We start from the raw sequence: 16,952 nt of genomic DNA on the forward strand, positions 1-16,952 counted from the left end.
CCCATCTGGTGATTGTGAAGCAGTCCCGCAAACCGGGGGACAACTCGGCGGCAAGTCTAACAGAACTTGCCCACACGTAAGAGATATTTGCGCCGAACTAAGTTTCAGCAATGCCTGCAAATTTCTCACGTAATTTGTCAAGAGCGCGCTTGTAACGCATTTTTGTCGCGCTCAAACCCATGTGCATGATATCCGCGATCTCCTGGAACTCCAGCTCTGCGACAAATCGTAGCACCAGAATTTCCCGGTCGATCGGATTCACATAAACCAACCAACGATCGAGCCCACCCTTTTCCTCGGGCTTGGGCGCCTTCTCTTCAGACGCTTCCTCTAGAGGATCCAGGCTCAAAGCGTCCATCAAGCGACGCTTTCGTCGTTCCTTACGGTACTGGGTGATGCATTCGTTGTACGTGATGCTATATAGCCATGTCTTGAACTTCGATTTCCCCTCGAAGTTCTTCAGGCCATACAACACCTTCAACATCACCTCCTGACAGACATCGTCAGCGTCGCGATCGTTCCCCAGATACCGTGCACAAACGTTAAATAGTGTTCTCTGGTAACGGCGCATCAATTCTTCGTAAGCACGAGTTACGTGGAACAGCTCCGTGTGCGCGCGCGCGACCAACTCCTCGTCGGAGAGATCACGGGGGTCATAGCGCGTGGATAGCGATTGGGGTTTGTTCAAAACAAGTCGGGCCGACAGTCTAGGTCAATGTGCGCCGCAACCTGCGGGTGGCAGGCAATTTTGCGGCGGCATACATTAGCAGGATTTGCCGGGTTAGCGGCTACTCACATGCTGCTCCAGCAGGATCCGATTGGACAGCGACACCAGTTCGCCCTCCTCGGTCAGCAATGTGGTTTTCACCGTGCCGATCTCTTCGATCTGGCCTTCGACCTCGCCAACACGCACTTGTTGCCCCACCTCATACAATTCACGCACATAGATTCCGGCCAGGATCTGGCCGGCGATTTCCCGGCTTCCCAGGCCCATCGCCAGCGCCACCGCCAGACCAACGGTAATCAAGACGATCACGATCACGTGGTTGAGCAGGTCAGTCTTGACCTCCAATTGGCTGATCGCGACAGAAATACTGATGATGATCACCAGGCCCTGGGCGATGCGCCCCAAGCCTGCAGCGTAGTCCAAGCCCACGCCTTCTGCCGCACCGCGCACCAACCCATTGACCAGTTGTGCCAGCAAGACCCCGACCAACAACACCAGCGCCGCGCCAAAAACCTTCGGCAAATACAGCGCAAGCATATCGAGCGTCGCCGAAACACGCTGAAGACCAAGGGACTCGGCGGCGGAGACCAGGAAAATCAGCACCACGAACCAGTAGACGATCTTGCCGACCAGGGTCGAGATCGGCACCTGGATACCGCCACGGGACAACAGCTTGGTCAGCCCGGTACCGGCCATCAGGCGGTCGAGGCCCAGCTTGGCGAGCAGCTTGGACAGCAGCGTGTCCAGCAACTTGGCCACGACGAACCCCAGCAACAGCACGACCAGCGCGCCGAAGAGGTTCGGGATGAAATTAGCCACCTTGGTCCACAACGCGGTCATTGCCGTGACGAGGCTCTGGGTCCAGAGATCAAGTTCCATATTCAATCAGCCTTATCAGCGGTGCGGGTAACAGGTTTACGACGGGAAACCGGCGAGACATGGGCCGACCCGTTATTCAGGGCGATCATCAGCGCGGGCAACCAGCGGCCCAGCAGACTGAACAGATCGCCGGCGCCGACCTGGCGGTTGGCGGTTTTCAGTACACGCCCAAGGCAGGCATCGTCGTCCCGGCTGGACGGCGAGGCCCTGAGCATGTCGCGCAAAGACTGTTCGAACGGATCGTGCATACGCACCTCTCGTGATGTCTGTGGAAGACGCGATCAAATTTCCCCGGGTCACATGAAATCCCGTCACACCCAGCGCAACCGGCGGAACAGCCACCATTGCCCCAGCGCCACGCAGACCATCAGCAGACAAGCCACCATGAAGCCGTAGGGGCTCGAGGAAAACGGAATGCCACCGACGTTGATGCCCAACAGCCCGGTGAGAAAACTCATCGGCAGGAAGATCCCGGTGACGATGCCAAAGCGGTACATGGTGCGGTTCATGCGCACCGAAAGGCGCCGGTCCTCGGCCTCCAACACCAGCCCCACGCGTTCGCGGGTCAATTCCAGCTCTTCGAGGTAACGGGTCAGGCTGTTGTTCAATTCGTTCCAATAGTCGCCGTCGTCTTCGACGAACCAGGGCAGCTTGATCCGCGACATCTGGCCGAAGATGTCCCGTTGTGGCGCCAGGAACCGCTTCAACCCGGCCGCCCTTCGACGGATGTGCAAAATGGCGTCATGTTCAGGGGTATACCGTTCGTCGGCATCGAGCTTCTCTTCCTCGCCGTCGACGATTTCCGAGAGGCAGGTGACCAGGTCCTGTACCTTGTTGGTCAGGTACTGCGCCATATAAAGGATGAGTTCCGATGCCGTCTTCGGTCCCTTGCCCTCGGCCAGTTGCTCCAACAGCTCATCGGTGGCGCGCAATGGCCGCAATCGCAAGGAGATGACCCGCTGGGCAGACGCGAAGATCCGCACCGACACCATGTCTTCCGGCTCGGCCCCGGGGTTGAGGTTGACACCCCTGAGGAACAGCAGCAATTCGGCGTCGGGTAGCGGCAACAAGCGCGGACGAGTGTTTTCTTCGAGCAGCAGGTCACAGTTGAACCCGCTCAGGCCACTGGATTTGCGCAGCCAGGTGTGGGTTTGCGGATGACTGCGGTCCCAGTGCAGCCACAGGCTTTCGTGGGCCTGCAGCTGCAAATCGTCGAGTTCGGTCCGGGCGATGGAACGCGCGCCACCTTTACCATCCAGCACCAGGGCATGCACCAGCCCCCACTGCGCGTTTTCTTCCTCGAACATCCTCATCCCTTGCTGTAGCGCTTCATTCAGGCATCTTTAGCGGGCTTGGCGAGACGATCACGCCATTGTTGTCCGCATAGACATACTCACCCGGACGGAACGTCACGCCGGCGAAGGTCACCGCCACATTGAGTTCGCCAACACCACGGCGGTCGGTTTTCATCGGATGGCTGGCCAAGGCCTGGACCCCGAGGTTGGTCTGGGCAATGACATCGACGTCGCGGATGCAGCCGTAGATCACCAACCCTTCCCAACCGTTGTTCGCGGCTTTTTCCGCGAGCATGTCCCCCAGCAGGGCCCGTCGCAGGGAACCACCGCCGTCGACGACCAGCACCTTGCCGTTACCCTTGAGCTCGACCTGCTCCTTGACCCGGGAATTGTCTTCGAAGCACTTGATGGTCACGATTTCGCCACCAAAGGAATCGCGGCCACCGAAATTGCTGAACATCGGCTCCAGCACCTGCACCAGGTCCGGGTAGGCGTCGCACAGGTCGGGCGTGAGGTAATGGTTCATCGAACAACTCCTGAAAGGCTGGAACGTCAGACTGAAAGAGCAACCGTTTATGACCGGAACCGCATAACGCGTCATATCTTAGCCGCAAGCCGACCAGAGCGAAATGCCCTTGTCAGAGCCTTCGCGTCAAACCGCTTCGGCCAGCACGGGCGACTCGTCCTCGGCGGGTGCCTGCCGCTCTTCGAGCCAGCGCGCCACCAAGGGCCAGACCTCGGCTTGTGCAGCCTTGCTCACCAGCATCTCGACATGGCCGAAATCATCGGTAAACCCGTGTTCCCGTCCCAGGCAGACAAACTGCTTGTGCGCCGAACCGATTTGCTCGAAGAGCTTGCGACAGGCCCAGGTCGGGTCCTGATGATCGCCTGCCGCGCTGACCGCCAGCACCGGCACCGGCACATCGGCCAAACCCGCCCACCAGTTCTTCTCGGCATCGCCGAACCGCCCGAACAGACCGTACCAACGCATGCTCTCCAGGGCCAAGCCGATGGGTTCGTCCTCCGGGCCGCGCTTGAGCCGCGAGCCGGACAATTGGGCGAAACGCTGGAGAATGAAGCGTCCGCCCCACTCCACCGGCGGAATCTTCAACGGCCAGTAGGTGCGGCTGACCTGGGTACCAAAAAACGCCGCCGACGCCACGGCCGGCTCGCCGAGGTAGTGACCGCCCAGCGCGGCAGCCAGGGTGATGCCACCCAGGGAATGGCCGATCCAGTGGGGCACTTGCCCACTCTGCTCCCGCACGAAGGCACCGATGGCCGGCAGGTCGTAGCGGGCGTAGTCGGCGACGCGGTTCTTGCGGTAGTCGTGATTGCGCTGGGACAGCCCGTGACCGCGCATTTCGGGAATCCACACATCGAAACCCTGGCGTGTCAGGTACGCGCCCAGGCCCACGCCTTTGGGCGAATACCAGAAGCGTCGGTTGGAAAAACTGCCGTGCAACAGGATCACGGGCACTCCGCGGGCTTCGGCGGCGTCAGCCATGCCCAAGCGGGTGACGGCCAGTTCGACGCTATAGTCCGGACTGTTGCCAGGCTTCAAGCGATAGACGTCTTCGCTCAGATCGCCGCGCCGCTCGGCGCTGATCAGGGCGACAGGAAAGAGGTTGCTGCTGCTTTGCATAATGCTCTTGCACAAAAAAACGGCTGTGGGAGCGAGCCTGCTCGCGATTGCGGTGGGTCGGCCAATCACTCTCGGCTGACATTCCGCAATCGCGAGCAGGCTCGCTCCCACAAGGATTTTGCTTAGCTGACCGGTTTCAGCCGATCAGCCCCCTGCACTCGATCAGACCGCTCCCTGACCTTCCGCCAGGAAGAACCAGGTTTCCAGCACGGAATCCGGGTTCAACGATACGCTTTCGATACCCTGCTCCATCAGCCACTTGGCCAGGTCCGGATGGTCCGAAGGGCCCTGGCCGCAGATGCCGATGTACTTGCCGGCCTTGTTGCAGGCGGCGATGGCATTGGCCAGCAGCTTCTTGACCGCCGGGTTCCGCTCGTCGAACAGGTGGGCAATGATCCCGGAGTCGCGGTCAAGGCCCAGGGTCAGCTGGGTCAGGTCGTTGGAACCGATGGAGAAACCGTCGAAGAACTCGAGGAACTCTTCGGCCAGGATCGCGTTGGACGGCAGCTCGCACATCATGATCACGCGCAGGCCATTGTCGCCACGGGCCAGGCCGTTTTCGGCGAGCAGGTCGACCACCTGGCTCGCTTCGCCCAGGGTGCGCACGAACGGCACCATGATCTCGACGTTGGTCAGGCCCATCTCGTTGCGCACGCGCTTGAGGGCACGGCACTCGAGCTCGAAGCAGTCACGGAACGAGTCGCTGATGTAGCGCGAGGCGCCACGGAAGCCCAGCATCGGGTTCTCTTCTTCCGGCTCGTAGAGCTTGCCGCCGATCAGGTTGGCGTATTCGTTGGACTTGAAGTCCGACAGGCGCACGATGACCTTTTTCGGCCAGAACGCCGCCGCCAGGGTGCTGATGCCTTCCACCAGCTTCTCGACGTAGAAACCGACCGGGTCATCGTAGCCGGCAATGCGCTTGTCGACGCTGTCCTTGATCTCCGTCGGCAGGCCGCTGTAGTTCAGCAGCGCCTTGGGGTGCACGCCGATCATGCGGTTGATGATGAATTCCAGACGGGCCAGGCCCACGCCGGCGTTCGGCAGTTGCGCGAAGTCGAAGGCGCGATCCGGGTTGCCGACGTTCATCATGATCTTGAACGGCAGCTCCGGCATGGCATCCACGGAGTTTTTCTTGATATCGAAGCCCAGCTCGCCTTCGAAGATATAACCGGTGTCGCCCTCGGCGCAGGAAACGGTCACGCCCTGGCCATCCTTGAGCAGTTCGGTGGCGTTGCCGCAACCCACTACCGCCGGAATGCCCAGTTCACGGGCGATGATCGCCGCGTGGCAGGTACGCCCGCCGCGGTTGGTGACGATGGCGCTGGCGCGCTTCATCACCGGCTCCCAATCCGGGTCGGTCATGTCGGAGACCAGCACGTCACCGGCCTGGACCTTGTCCATCTCCGAGACGTCCTTGATGATCCGCACCTTGCCGGCGCCGATGCGCTGGCCGATGGCACGGCCTTCCACCAGCACGGTGCCGGTTTCCTTGAGCAGGTAGCGCTCCATGACGTTGGCCTGGGTGCGGCTCTTCACGGTTTCCGGACGAGCCTGCACGATGTACAGCTTGCCGTCGTCACCGTCCTTGGCCCATTCGATGTCCATCGGGCACTTGTAGTGCTGCTCGATGATCATCGCCTGCTTGGCCAGCTCGCTGACTTCGGCGTCGGTCAGGCAGAAACGCGCGCGATCGGCCTTGTCCACGTCGACAGTCTTGACCGAACGACCGGCCTTGGCTTCGTCGCCGTAGATCATCTTGATGGCCTTGCTGCCCAGGTTGCGGCGCAGGATCGCCGGGCGACCGGCTTGCAGCGTGCTCTTGTGGACGTAGAACTCATCCGGGTTCACCGCACCCTGCACGACGGTTTCACCCAGGCCGTAGGCGCCGGTGATGAACACCACGTCACGGAAACCCGACTCGGTGTCGAGGGTGAACATCACGCCGGCAGTGCCGGTTTCGGAGCGGACCATGCGCTGCACACCGGCGGACAGGGCCACCAGCTTGTGGTCGAAGCCCTGGTGCACGCGGTAGGAAATGGCACGGTCGTTGAAAAGGGAGGCGAAGACTTCCTTGGCGGCCCGGATGACGTTGTCCACGCCACGGATGTTCAGGAAGGTTTCCTGCTGGCCGGCGAAGGAAGCGTCCGGCAGGTCTTCGGCGGTGGCCGAGGAACGCACGGCGACGGCGATGTCGGGATTGCCTTCGGACAGCTTGGCGAAGGCGGTACGGATTTCGGTGTTCAGTTGCTCGGGGAACTCGGCTTCCATGATCCACTGGCGGATCTGGGCACCGGTCTTGGCCAGGGCATTGACGTCATCGACGTCCAGGGCATCGAGTGCATCATGGATCTGCTGGTTCAGGCCGCTCAGTTCCAGGAAATCACGATAAGCCTGAGCGGTCGTGGCGAAGCCACCTGGCACCGATACGCCGGCGCCGGCGAGGTTACTGATCATCTCGCCCAGGGATGCGTTCTTGCCCCCCACATGCTCCACATCATGGACGCCGAGCTTATCGAGGGAAACTACGTACTCTACCAAGGTGATCTCTCCACTAACTGTGTTGGAAACGCTCAAGGTACCGGCAGCTCCAGGGGAGCGATTGCCGGCGATATGGCCTGGACCTGGAAAATAAGTGAGAATGCGGGCCACTGGCGGCCGGCAAATCGCGCCTATCATATCCAAGAATCGCTATTAGCTTAAGGCCCAAGGCGCAAATGAAACGATCTGCTTTCTTTATTTCCGACGGCACCGGCATCACGGCCGAAACGCTGGGCCAGAGCCTCTTGGCACAGTTCGAAAACATTACCTTCACCAAACTGACACGCCCGTACATCGACAACGCCGACAAAGCGCGGGCCATGGTACAGCAAATCAACAGGGCCGCCGAAACCGACGGCTTTCGCCCGATTATCTTCGACACCATCGTCAATCAGGACATCCGTGAGATTCTCGCAACGTCCAATGGTTTCATGATCGACATATTTTCCACGTTCCTGGCACCCCTGGAGCAGGAACTGAGCGAGCATTCTTCCTACTCGGTCGGCAAATCCCATTCCATCGGCCATAACTCCAACTACATGGAGCGGATCGAGGCGGTCAACTTCGCCCTGGACAACGATGACGGTGCCCGCACGCATTATTACGACAAGGCCGACCTGATCCTAGTGGGGGTGTCGCGCTGTGGTAAGACGCCGACGTGCCTGTACATGGCGATGCAATTCGGCATCCGCGCGGCCAACTATCCGCTGACCGAAGAAGACATGGAGCGCCTGCAGCTACCCAACGCCCTGCGCGCTCACCAGCACAAGCTGTTCGGCCTGACCATCGACCCGGACCGCCTCACCGCGATCCGCAACGAGCGCAAGCCCAACAGCCGCTATTCAAGCTACGCCCAGTGCGAATTCGAAGTACGCGAGGTGGAAAACCTGTTCCGACGGGAGAACATTCCCCACATCAATTCCACGCATTTTTCCGTGGAAGAGATTTCGGCGAAGATCCTGGTGGAGAAAGGGGTGGAACGGCGATTCAAGTAAAAACCGCCTCCCTCCGCGTTGCAGCGACGCCAGGCCATAAGCCCCCTACGCATGGCTTGGCGCTCGAAGCCTATTGACCGACCGGCACCGTCAACTCGACCCGCAGCCCATCGGCCCGGCTGTCGAAATGCAGCCCACAACCGCAGCGCTGGACAATCGCCTGGACAATCGCCAACCCCAGCCCGCAACCGGTGCTCTGGCCATTGCGCCAGAAGCGTTGGGTCAGGTGCGGGATATCGTCGGCGGCAATGCCGGGGCCGTGATCGCGAACCTGGAAACGCACACGTTGGCCAATCACCTCCAGGTTCAGCTCCACATCGGTATCGCCCGGGGCATGACGCAAGGCGTTATCCAGCAGATTGCGCACGGCAGCGATGGAGAGCACCGCCGGCATCTGCACGGGCGCATCGGACACATCGGGCGCCACGTGCAGCTTGATCCGCCGAGGCGCGCCGCCGGTCGCATCCTGGATTGCCAGCCGTGCCACCTGCTCTGCATTGCATTGCACGCCGTCGTCGAAGGACAGGCTGCCTTCGACCCGCGCCAGCAACAGCAATTGCTCGAGGGTGCGGTGCATACGGTCGGCGCCCTCCTCGGCCCGGGCCAGGGATTGGTCGCGGGCCGCGCCCTCGGTCATGCGCGCCACTTGCAAGTGGGTCTTGATGGCCGTCAACGGGCTACGCAGTTCGTGGGCAGCATCGCCGGTCAGCCGACGCTCACGTTCGAGGGTCTTGCCGATGCGCTGGAACAACTGGTTCTGGGTTTCCAGCAATGGGCGCAATTCAGTCGGCAAAGGATAAATCTGCAAGGGTTCCAGGGAGTCTGCGTTGCGCCGCATCAAGGCGTCACGCATGCGATTGAGTGGCGCCAACCCCTGGCCGATGCCCAGCCACAACAGGCACAGGCAACCCAGCAACGCGACCCCCACCGGCACCGACGCCGCCAGCAGTATCGACAGGTTCAAGGCCTCGCGCTCGATCTGCCGGTCGGCCGTGGTAATGCGCACGTCGCCCCGGGCCAGGGTGAAGCTGCGCCACGGCGCGCCGTCGATCATCTGATCGTGAAACCCCATCTTCTCGGCTTCCAGGGTCTGTTCCGGCGTACCGTGGCTGCGCGCAAGAATCTCACCGCGCAAGGAGCTGACCTGACAGGCCATCCCCCCGGGAATACTCAGTTGCTCGGTACTCAAATGCGTGCCGTCACCCTTGCTGGACAGGGGCGGCATCTGTTCCAGCAACCCGGCGACCATCCGCGCCGACGCCACCAGGCGCTGGTCGAGGGAAAACATCATCTGGTTGCGCAGGTCGCTGAGCATCCACGCCGCGGCCAAGGCCCAGATCAAGACGAAGGCGGCGCCCAGGGTCAGGCTCAAGCGCAGTCGCAGGCTCATCACTTGGAAGATTCCCCGCCATCGGCCGGTCCCAGCCGATAACCCAGGCCACGCACCGTCTCGACAATGCCGTTGCCGAGCTTGCGCCGCAGGTGATGGATATGGACGTTGAGGGCGTTGCTTTCCAGCTCATCGTTGAAACCATAGACGCTGTCCTTGAGCTGCTCGGTGGACAGCACCCGGCCACGGCTGTGGAGCAGCGCCTGCAACAGCGACTGCTCGCGCCGGGACAGGTCCACCGGCTGGCCATCCAGGGTGGCTTCGCGGTTACTCGGGTCGTAGGTCAGGCGACCGTGCTCGATCAGGTTGACGCTGCGCCCCGCTACCCGCCGCAGCAGGGTATGCAATCGCGCCGCGAGTTCGCGCAGGTCGAAGGGCTTGAGCAGGTAGTCATCGGCGCCGGCCTGCAAGCCGTCGACCCGATCCGTCACCGAGTCGCGGGCCGTGAGGATCAGCACCGGAATCTCCAGGCCTTGCTGGCGCAATTGCCTGAGCAGCTTGAGCCCATCTTCGTCGGGGAGCCCGAGGTCCAGCACCATGACGTCGAACTCGGCCACGCCGACCATCGCCCGCGCCGCCGAAGCCGTGCCCACGTGCTCGACCGTCAGGCCCTGGGCCGTGAGCCCGGCGACGATCCCGCTGGCGATCAACTCATCGTCTTCGCAGACCAGTACGTGCATGGTAAGCCTCGTGGAAAAGGGTACATTAGGCCGCCGGCCGATTAAGCCGACATTATGCGACGAGTACGGCAAACATGGGCGAGCATTACAGCCAGCCGCTCGTCGCCGGGTTAATCGACGGTTAATCGATAGCCGCCATTGTGCTTTCCACTTGCTTCGTTCCTCTTCGTTTCTAAGGCTTATCCATGCGTCGATTGTTTTTGTTGTGGCTGTTCCTGGTCTCAGGCCTGGCCCAAGCCGCCAATCCCTTCGAGACCAAACCCGATTTCCTGCCCGTGGAAAAAGCCTTCGTGTTCACCTCCGAACGCCTGGATTCGGGTGAAACCCAGCTGTTCTGGCAGATCGCCGACGGCTACTACCTCTATCGGCAACGGCTCAAGTTCGATGGCCTTGCCGATGCGCAGAAACCCCAATTGCCGGAAGGCGAGGCCCACAGCGACGAGTTTTTCGGCGACCAGCAGGTCTATCGCCAGGCCCTGGAGCTGAAGATTCCCGCCGGTGCCACGGGCAAGGTCAAGGTCGGCTTCCAGGGCTGCGCCGACGCCGGCCTGTGCTATCCACCCCAGACCCAAGTGGTCGACCTGGGCGGCAATGCACCGACCTCCGCTGCCAGTGGCGAAGCCCCGGACCAGGCCCTGGCCAGCGGGTTGCAGCAACGGGCATTGGGCTGGAGCCTGCTGGCGTTCCTCGGCCTGGGGCTGCTGTTGGCATTCACACCCTGCTCCCTGCCAATGCTGCCGATCCTCGCCGGGCTGGTGGTCGGCAGCGGCGCCGGGCCCCGGCGGGGCCTGGCTTTGGCTTCCAGCTACGTGATCAGCATGGCACTGGTGTATGCCGCCATGGGCGTGCTCGCCGCGCTGCTGGGGGCCAACCTCCAGGCGCTGCTGCAGCAACCGTGGCTGCTGGGCACCTTCGCGGCGGTGTTTGTCGTCCTGGCGTTGCCCATGTTCGGTTTCTTTGAATTGCAATTACCGGCCGCCCTGCGTGACCGCCTGGAAAGCGCCGGGCGCCAGCAAAGCGGCGGCAGCCTGCTAGGCGCCGGCATTCTCGGTGCCTTGTCCGGCCTGCTCGTCGGCCCCTGCATGACCGCTCCGCTGGCCGGCGCGCTGCTGTACATCGCCCAGAGCGGCAATGCCCTGCATGGCGGGCTGATCCTGTTCACCATGGGCATCGGCATGGGCCTGCCATTGTTGCTCCTGGTGACCGTGGGCAACCGCTTCCTGCCCAAGCCCGGCGCCTGGATGAATGTGCTCAAGGGCGTGTTCGGCTTCCTGTTCCTGGGCACGGCGCTGCTGATGATCCGACCGGTCGTCGACGGTTCCCTGTGGGTCGGCCTGTGGGGTGTGCTGTTGCTGATCGCCGCCTACAGCGCCTGGCGCCAGACCGAAGGATTCGGCCGCATCGCCTACGTCTGCGGCAGTGCGTCGCTGCTGCTTGGCCTGTGGGGCAGCCTGCTGGTGATCGGCGCGGCGGGTGGCGGCGATGATTTCTTCCAGCCGTTGAAGGTGTACGCCGGCAACGAGACCGGCGCAGCGGGCGGCGCCCACGATGCGTTCGTCACCGTCAGCGAACCCGCAGCCCTGCAACGGGAACTGGACGCCGCCAAGGCCCAGGGCCAATGGGTGCTGCTGGACTACTACGCCGACTGGTGCGTGTCCTGCAAGATCATGGAGAAACAGGTCTTCAGCCGCGTCGAGGTGCTCGATGCCTTGAAAGGCGTGCGCCTGCTGCGCCTCGATGTGACCGCCGACAACGCCGCCAGCCGCGAACTGCTGGGCCGTTTCCAGGTGCCCGGGCCGCCAAGCCTGCTGTGGCTCGGCGCCGACGGTGAAGAACGCCGCAGTCAGCGGATCACCGGGGAAGTCGACGCCAAGGTGTTCCTGGAGCGCTGGAACGTCACCCGGAACGCGCGCTGATGCTGACGCTGACCCTGGGCACCTTTGCCATCGCCCTTAACCACCTGCTGCTGATCAGCGCCCTGGCGCTGGCGACATTCGTGGGCTGGCGAGTGGCCAAACGCGGCGGCGAGAATCCCGAATCGGTACTTTTCGTCCTGTTTTTGCTGGGGCTCCTGGCCGCGCGGATCGGTTTTGTCATCGCCTATTGGGAACACTACCGGGGCGATCCGCTGCAGATCGTCGACTTGCGCGACGGCGGGTTCCTGGCCTGGCCGGGCATCGTTGCCCTGCTGATTGGCGCATTGCTCTGGGCCCGGCGTCGAGCGGCCCTGCGCTGGCCGTTGGGCCTGGGTGTCGGCAGCGGCCTGTTGTTCTGGCTGCTGGCGAGCCTGTCGTTGACGATCTATGAGCAAGGCACGCGACTGCCGGAAATCGAGCTGCGCAATGCCGATGGCGAGACGGTGAAGCTCACCGATTATCAGGGCGGTCCCTTGGTGATCAACCTCTGGGCCACCTGGTGCCCACCATGCCGGCGCGAGATGCCGGTGCTCGAAGAAGCCCAACAGCAGCGTCCGGACCTGACCTTCCTGTTCGTCAACCAGGCCGAAAGCATGCAAAGCGTCAGCACCTACCTCGCCACCCAAGGCCTGAGCCTGACCAACGTGCTGTTCGACGGCAGCGGTCGCCTCGGCCAGGCCGTCGGTTCCATGGCCTTGCCGACCACCCTGTTCTACAGCGCCGAGGGTCGGCTGTTGGGCAGCCACCTGGGCGAATTGTCCGAAGCGAGCCTGGCCCGCGCCCTGGAAGACTTCGAAACGCCGGGTTCGACCACGGCCCTCCACCCCGACACAAGGAAACCGCCATGCCCCGCCTCCGCCACCTGCTGACCCTGGCCGTCGCCGCCACACTGTCGCAGGCTCCCTTGCTGCACGCCGAAGAATTGCCCGCGGCCATCCAGAAGATCGAAGCCAAGGGCGCGAAAATCGTCGGCACCTTCGAAGCGCCGAACGGCCTGCGCGGCTATGCGGCGCAGTACCAGAACCGGGGCATGGCGTTGTACCTGACTCCGGACGGGCAGCACGTCCTGCTGGGCAACCTGTACGACGCCGATGGCAAGGACCTGAGCGCCGAACCGCTGCAAAAACTGGTCTACGCGCCGATGGCCAAGCAGATCTGGACGAAGATGGAGGCAAGTAACTGGATCGGCGACGGCAACAAGGACGCACCGCGCACGGTGTACCTGTTCAGCGATCCGAACTGCCCGTACTGCAACATGTTCTGGGAGCAGGCGCGGCCATGGGTCAAGGCCGGCAAGGTGCAGTTGCGGCACATCATGGTGGGCATCATCCGCGAAGACAGCCCGGGCAAATCGGCCGCCTTGCTGGCCGCCAACGACCCGGCGAAAGCCCTGGCCGAACATGAAAAGGCCGGCAAGGGCAGCGCGCTCAAGCCTCTCAAGGAGGTGCCGCCGGCCATCCAGGCAAAACTGGACGCCAACCAGCAGTTGATGGACGAACTGGAACTGTCCGCCACCCCGGCGATTTTCTATCTGGATGAAAAAGGCGACCTGCAACAGCAGCAAGGCGCGCCGTCACCGGACAAGCTGGTGAAGATCCTCGGGCCGAAGTAGAGCCCTGGACAAAAACACTTGTGGCGAGGGGACTTATCCCCTCGCCACAAGTCAGTGTGCTTGCCTCAGAAACTCCAGCACCCCCTCGGTCACGAACTCCGGATTCTCCAGGTTGGAGATGTGCCCCGCCTCAGGGATCAACACATGAGGGCAACCGATCAGTTCGGCCATTTCCAAGGCTTCGGACGGCGGCCGTGGCTTGTCCTGGTCGCCACACATCACCAGCGTGCGCTGGGCATCCAGTTCGGGCAGGCGCGACAGGATGCTGTCCCGGCCGAAAATGATCCGCCCCAGCGGCACGATGCTGTCGCGCAGACGTTCGGCCGGCAATGCCGCCAGTGAAGCACGCAACTGCTGGTACAGCGGCGACTGCGGATCGATGCCCGGCCGGAAGAAGATCGGCACGATGATGTCCAGCAACGGCTCGGGAATGCTGCCGCTGGTTTCGATCTTGTCGAACAGCGAGAAGTAGTACTGGCGGGTCGGTTCCGGCTCGACACCCACGTAGGTGTCCAACAACACCAGCTTCTGGAGCCGTTCCGGCGCCATCAGCGCCAACCGCGCGCCCCACATCCCACCGACCGACAGCCCCACCAGGTTGAAGGCATCGATGTGCAAATGATCCATCAACGCCAACGCCTGGCGGGCCAGGTCGTCCAGCGAGGTCATGCCTTCGGGCAAGCGTCCGGACTGGCCATGGCCCCAGAGGTCCGTGGCGATCACTCGATAATGCTGGGACAGTGCATCGATTTGTGGCGCCCACATGGCGTGGTCCCACAGATAGCTGCTGCCCAGCAGCACCACCGGGCCCTGGCCCTGGTCCAGATAATGAAGGGGTTGTCCGTCGATCATTGCAAAGGGCATCGGTGACCTCCTTGTCTGAGGGTGGAAAAAACTTGGGAGACTGAGCTGTGCAGGATGAGCAGTCAACCCTTGGGCCAACAGTGCCTGTGCGACCTCCATTGTGGGCAAGGCTTGCCCACGATGATTGCGCTACAGCCACCGCAAGACTAGGACGACTTTTCGTACGAGCCCAGGCTCAATGGCTATGGCTCGGCACCAGCTCGATCTGGTAGGGCTGGAAGATCTTCAGCAACTGACCGTTTTCACGCAGCTTTTGCAGCAACGCGCCAAACGCTTCCCGAGTGATGGGCGCCTGTGGGCGGATCAGCGCGTAATGGTGGTAAACCTGGTCGATGCGTTCAGACACCAGCAACTGTGGGCCGACCTCGGGATTGCGCAACACGTAGTCGTTGAGATACGAACGGGTCACCAAGGCGATGTCGGCACGCCCACGCAGCACCATCAGGATGTTGCTGTCATGGGAATAAGTCAGCGTGGCGTTGTACTGGCCAGCCAGGTACTTGGGATCGGCATTGAACTGGGCAAAGGCATAGTGGTAACCGCTGAACAAGGCCAGGCGTTTGCCCCGCAGATCATCGAAATAGCCCTGCGAGCGATCCGGCTGGCGCTGGGTCACGAAGATTTCGGCGTCCTCCAGCCCCATGTCGACGGCGGTATGAGGTACATCCTGCCAGCCCCAGTCCGGGTTCTCGAAGATCGCCATGTCGACCCGGCCTTGCTTGAAATCGTTGAAACGACGCGGAATCGAAGTCGGCACCAGGACGAACTGGTAATCGGCCTGAGACTGGTTCAAGGCCTCCACCAATTGCGGCAGCAGGCCCGTATCGGCCCCGTTTTCGGGGCGAACGGTGTAGGGCGGAAAATGTGCTGCACCGATCCGGACCAATTGCGCCGCCGAAGCCGGCAGCACCAGGAAAATGGCCAGAACAGCCAGCAGGACACGCGCAATCATCCCCATCGGCGAAAACGTCAAGATCACCCACTCCCCCAAAAGTATCCATCCATACACTCAAGCTAGGCGGTTTGCGCCACTTAGCCAGTCACAAGGTCGTTTAAAGCCTTGTTCGATTATTGTTTTTCTTCAAGTACCAGGATCAGGGTTTGTTCGGCCAGCTCATCGAGGCTCAGGCCGCCTTCGGCGCGAAACCCAATGGTGGTCCAGGACAATGCGCCGAAGAGAAAACGCCGGGTAATGAATACATCCCCGCGAATATACCCGGCATCCTTGGCCTGACCCAAGACCTCGAGCCGCAAGTGTTCATAAATATTACGCAAGGCCAGGGCCTGTGCCTGTGCCCTTGATTGCAAAACAGGTGGGGCAGCGCGGCTGGCGGTCATTCACCGCAGATCGAGACGCCAGCCCAGGGTTTGTCTATGCTCAACCCCATCTGCTCGCCGATACCGGGAATCCTGCAATGCCTCACTGGCTGGTGATTGATCTGGAGGCCACCACCGATGAAGGTGGCTGGCCGGTAACCGAAATGGAAATTATCGAAATCGGCGCCACGCTGGTGAATCGCGACGGTCGTGAGGTCGATCACTTCCAGCGATTCGTGCGTCCCTTGAGGCGACCGCTGTTGACGCCGTTCTGTCGCGAACTGACCCACATCACCCAAGCCGACGTCGACCGGGCCGCGCCCTTGGCCGACGTCTGGCCGGCGTTCGAACATTGGCTGGCGCCGTATCACGCGAAGCTGGAAAGCTGGGTCAGCTGGGGCGACTACGACCGTAAGCAGCTGCTTCAGGAATGGCAGCAGCAACGATTGTCCAGCGTGCTGGGCCAGGTACCGCACATGAACCTCAAGCAACGTTTCGCCAAGGCTCGCCGGCTGGAACGCCCGCTGGGACTCAACGGTGCATTGCAACTGGCTGGACTGCAATTCAGCGGCCAGCAACATCGGGCACTGGAAGATGCCCGCAACACCGCGCGGTTGCTGCCCCTGGTGCTTGCCGGCTGAACGAGCGCCTTACTGCGTAGCAGATGACGAACGTTAACGCCTTGTGCATACTGGCCGGCCTTTTTCAGCCCCTTTTCTTGAGGAATCGCCCATGTTCAAAGTCAACGAGTACTTCGATGGCACCGTCAAGTCGATCGCTTTTGGCACTGCCGAAGGCCCTGCGACCATCGGCGTGATGGCACCGGGCGAATACGAGTTCGGCACCGCCCAGCGTGAGATCATGCACGTCGTCTCCGGCGCCCTGACCGTGAAGCTGCCTGGCAGCACTGACTGGGAAACCTTCCAGGCAGGCAGCCAGTTCAACGTACCGGCCAACAGCAAGTTCCAGCTCAAAGTGGCCGTGGATACCGCCTACCTGTGCGAGTACCGCGCCTGAGTCCCACATAGCCTGTGGCGAGGGAGCTCGCTCCCTCGCCACAAAAGCCTTGGCATGGCGTCAAGGCAAAAAAAATGCCC

Annotated in this window: 17 protein-coding genes and 1 pseudogene; 6 read left to right on the top strand and 12 right to left on the bottom strand. The window is 61.9% G+C overall.

Annotated features, from left to right (window positions below; all coding sequences use genetic code 11):
- Nucleotides 1-97: 97 nt before the first annotated feature.
- From sigX to ppsA, 7 genes are all read right to left on the bottom strand, one after another.
- On the bottom strand, nucleotides 98-688 hold the full coding sequence (sigX, locus tag N4Q37_RS02560; protein ID WP_025212681.1) for an RNA polymerase sigma factor SigX: 591 nt from the start codon (nucleotides 686-688) through the stop codon (nucleotides 98-100).
- Between the two features lie 93 nt (nucleotides 689-781).
- Nucleotides 782-1,606, bottom strand: coding sequence for a mechanosensitive ion channel family protein (locus N4Q37_RS02565; protein ID WP_260955058.1), 825 nt, complete (start codon nucleotides 1,604-1,606; stop codon nucleotides 782-784).
- Nucleotides 1,607-1,608: 2 nt separating this feature from the next.
- The gene (locus N4Q37_RS02570) at nucleotides 1,609-1,854 is read right to left on the bottom strand and encodes a hypothetical protein (protein ID WP_025212679.1); all 246 of its coding nucleotides are present in this window, start codon (nucleotides 1,852-1,854) and stop codon (nucleotides 1,609-1,611) included.
- A 63-nt stretch (nucleotides 1,855-1,917) separates the two neighbouring features.
- Complete coding sequence (locus tag N4Q37_RS02575; RefSeq protein ID WP_260955059.1) at nucleotides 1,918-2,913, bottom strand: zinc transporter ZntB; 996 nt, start codon at nucleotides 2,911-2,913, stop codon at nucleotides 1,918-1,920.
- Between the two features lie 22 nt (nucleotides 2,914-2,935).
- Entirely contained in the window at nucleotides 2,936-3,427 is a 492-nt protein-coding gene (gene rraA, locus N4Q37_RS02580; RefSeq protein ID WP_260955060.1) for a ribonuclease E activity regulator RraA, read from the bottom strand.
- A gap of 126 nt (nucleotides 3,428-3,553) precedes the next feature.
- A complete protein-coding gene (locus N4Q37_RS02585) occupies nucleotides 3,554-4,543 on the bottom strand; it encodes a lysophospholipase (RefSeq protein WP_260955061.1) in 990 nt (329 codons plus the stop codon).
- Between the two features lie 162 nt (nucleotides 4,544-4,705).
- Nucleotides 4,706-7,081, bottom strand: a complete 2,376-nt coding sequence (gene ppsA / locus N4Q37_RS02590) for a phosphoenolpyruvate synthase (RefSeq protein ID WP_260955062.1) — start codon at nucleotides 7,079-7,081, stop codon at nucleotides 4,706-4,708.
- A 176-nt stretch (nucleotides 7,082-7,257) separates the two neighbouring features.
- Here ppsA and ppsR point away from each other — a divergent pair, with 176 nt between their 5' ends.
- Complete coding sequence (gene ppsR / locus N4Q37_RS02595) at nucleotides 7,258-8,076, top strand: posphoenolpyruvate synthetase regulatory kinase/phosphorylase PpsR (RefSeq protein ID WP_260955063.1); 819 nt, start codon at nucleotides 7,258-7,260, stop codon at nucleotides 8,074-8,076.
- Between the two features lie 70 nt (nucleotides 8,077-8,146).
- On the opposite strand, the gene N4Q37_RS02600 is transcribed toward ppsR, so the two are convergent.
- Both N4Q37_RS02600 and N4Q37_RS02605 read right to left on the bottom strand, forming a co-directional pair.
- The gene (locus N4Q37_RS02600) at nucleotides 8,147-9,469 is read right to left on the bottom strand and encodes a sensor histidine kinase (protein ID WP_260955064.1); all 1,323 of its coding nucleotides are present in this window, start codon (nucleotides 9,467-9,469) and stop codon (nucleotides 8,147-8,149) included.
- Complete coding sequence (locus N4Q37_RS02605) at nucleotides 9,466-10,146, bottom strand: response regulator (RefSeq protein ID WP_260955066.1); 681 nt, start codon at nucleotides 10,144-10,146, stop codon at nucleotides 9,466-9,468. The genes N4Q37_RS02600 and N4Q37_RS02605 overlap by 4 nt, the downstream gene beginning before the upstream one ends.
- 185 nt (nucleotides 10,147-10,331) lie before the next feature.
- Between N4Q37_RS02605 and dsbD the strand changes: the two genes are divergently transcribed.
- Genes dsbD through dsbG form a run of 3 tightly spaced genes read left to right on the top strand, consistent with a single transcriptional unit; the run spans nucleotide 10,332 to nucleotide 13,674 of the window.
- Nucleotides 10,332-12,062 (top strand): protein-disulfide reductase DsbD, encoded by a 1,731-nt coding sequence (gene dsbD, locus N4Q37_RS02610; protein ID WP_260955068.1) that lies wholly within the window; start codon nucleotides 10,332-10,334, stop codon nucleotides 12,060-12,062.
- Nucleotides 12,062-12,931, top strand: coding sequence for a TlpA family protein disulfide reductase (locus tag N4Q37_RS02615; RefSeq protein WP_260955070.1), 870 nt, complete (start codon nucleotides 12,062-12,064; stop codon nucleotides 12,929-12,931). The genes dsbD and N4Q37_RS02615 overlap by 1 nt, the downstream gene beginning before the upstream one ends.
- Nucleotides 12,907-13,674, top strand: a complete 768-nt coding sequence (gene dsbG / locus N4Q37_RS02620; RefSeq protein ID WP_260955071.1) for a thiol:disulfide interchange protein DsbG — start codon at nucleotides 12,907-12,909, stop codon at nucleotides 13,672-13,674. The genes N4Q37_RS02615 and dsbG overlap by 25 nt, the downstream gene beginning before the upstream one ends.
- A 51-nt stretch (nucleotides 13,675-13,725) precedes the next feature.
- Here the strand turns inward: dsbG and N4Q37_RS02625 are convergent, their stop codons facing one another.
- From N4Q37_RS02625 to N4Q37_RS02635, 3 genes and pseudogenes are all read right to left on the bottom strand, one after another.
- Nucleotides 13,726-14,538 carry an alpha/beta fold hydrolase gene (locus N4Q37_RS02625; RefSeq protein WP_260955072.1) on the bottom strand — a complete coding sequence of 271 codons (813 nt, stop codon included), beginning with the start codon at nucleotides 14,536-14,538 and terminating at the stop codon, nucleotides 13,726-13,728.
- 175 nt (nucleotides 14,539-14,713) lie between these two features.
- Nucleotides 14,714-15,490 (bottom strand): substrate-binding periplasmic protein, encoded by a 777-nt coding sequence (locus N4Q37_RS02630; protein ID WP_260955630.1) that lies wholly within the window; start codon nucleotides 15,488-15,490, stop codon nucleotides 14,714-14,716.
- A 116-nt stretch (nucleotides 15,491-15,606) separates the two neighbouring features.
- Nucleotides 15,607-15,846 (bottom strand): annotated as a pseudogene (locus N4Q37_RS02635) (TetR/AcrR family transcriptional regulator); the annotation flags it as partial.
- A gap of 107 nt (nucleotides 15,847-15,953) precedes the next feature.
- On the opposite strand from N4Q37_RS02635, the gene N4Q37_RS02640 reads away from it, so the two are divergent.
- Together N4Q37_RS02640 and ppnP are read left to right on the top strand one after the other, a co-directional pair.
- Complete coding sequence (locus tag N4Q37_RS02640; protein ID WP_260955073.1) at nucleotides 15,954-16,496, top strand: exonuclease domain-containing protein; 543 nt, start codon at nucleotides 15,954-15,956, stop codon at nucleotides 16,494-16,496.
- A gap of 91 nt (nucleotides 16,497-16,587) precedes the next feature.
- The gene (gene ppnP / locus N4Q37_RS02645; protein WP_260955074.1) at nucleotides 16,588-16,872 is read left to right on the top strand and encodes a pyrimidine/purine nucleoside phosphorylase; all 285 of its coding nucleotides are present in this window, start codon (nucleotides 16,588-16,590) and stop codon (nucleotides 16,870-16,872) included.
- Nucleotides 16,873-16,952 lie beyond the last annotated feature (80 nt).

This window comes from Pseudomonas citri (assembly GCF_025336485.1).
GTDB classification, from domain to species: Bacteria; Pseudomonadota; Gammaproteobacteria; order Pseudomonadales; family Pseudomonadaceae; genus Aquipseudomonas; species Aquipseudomonas citri.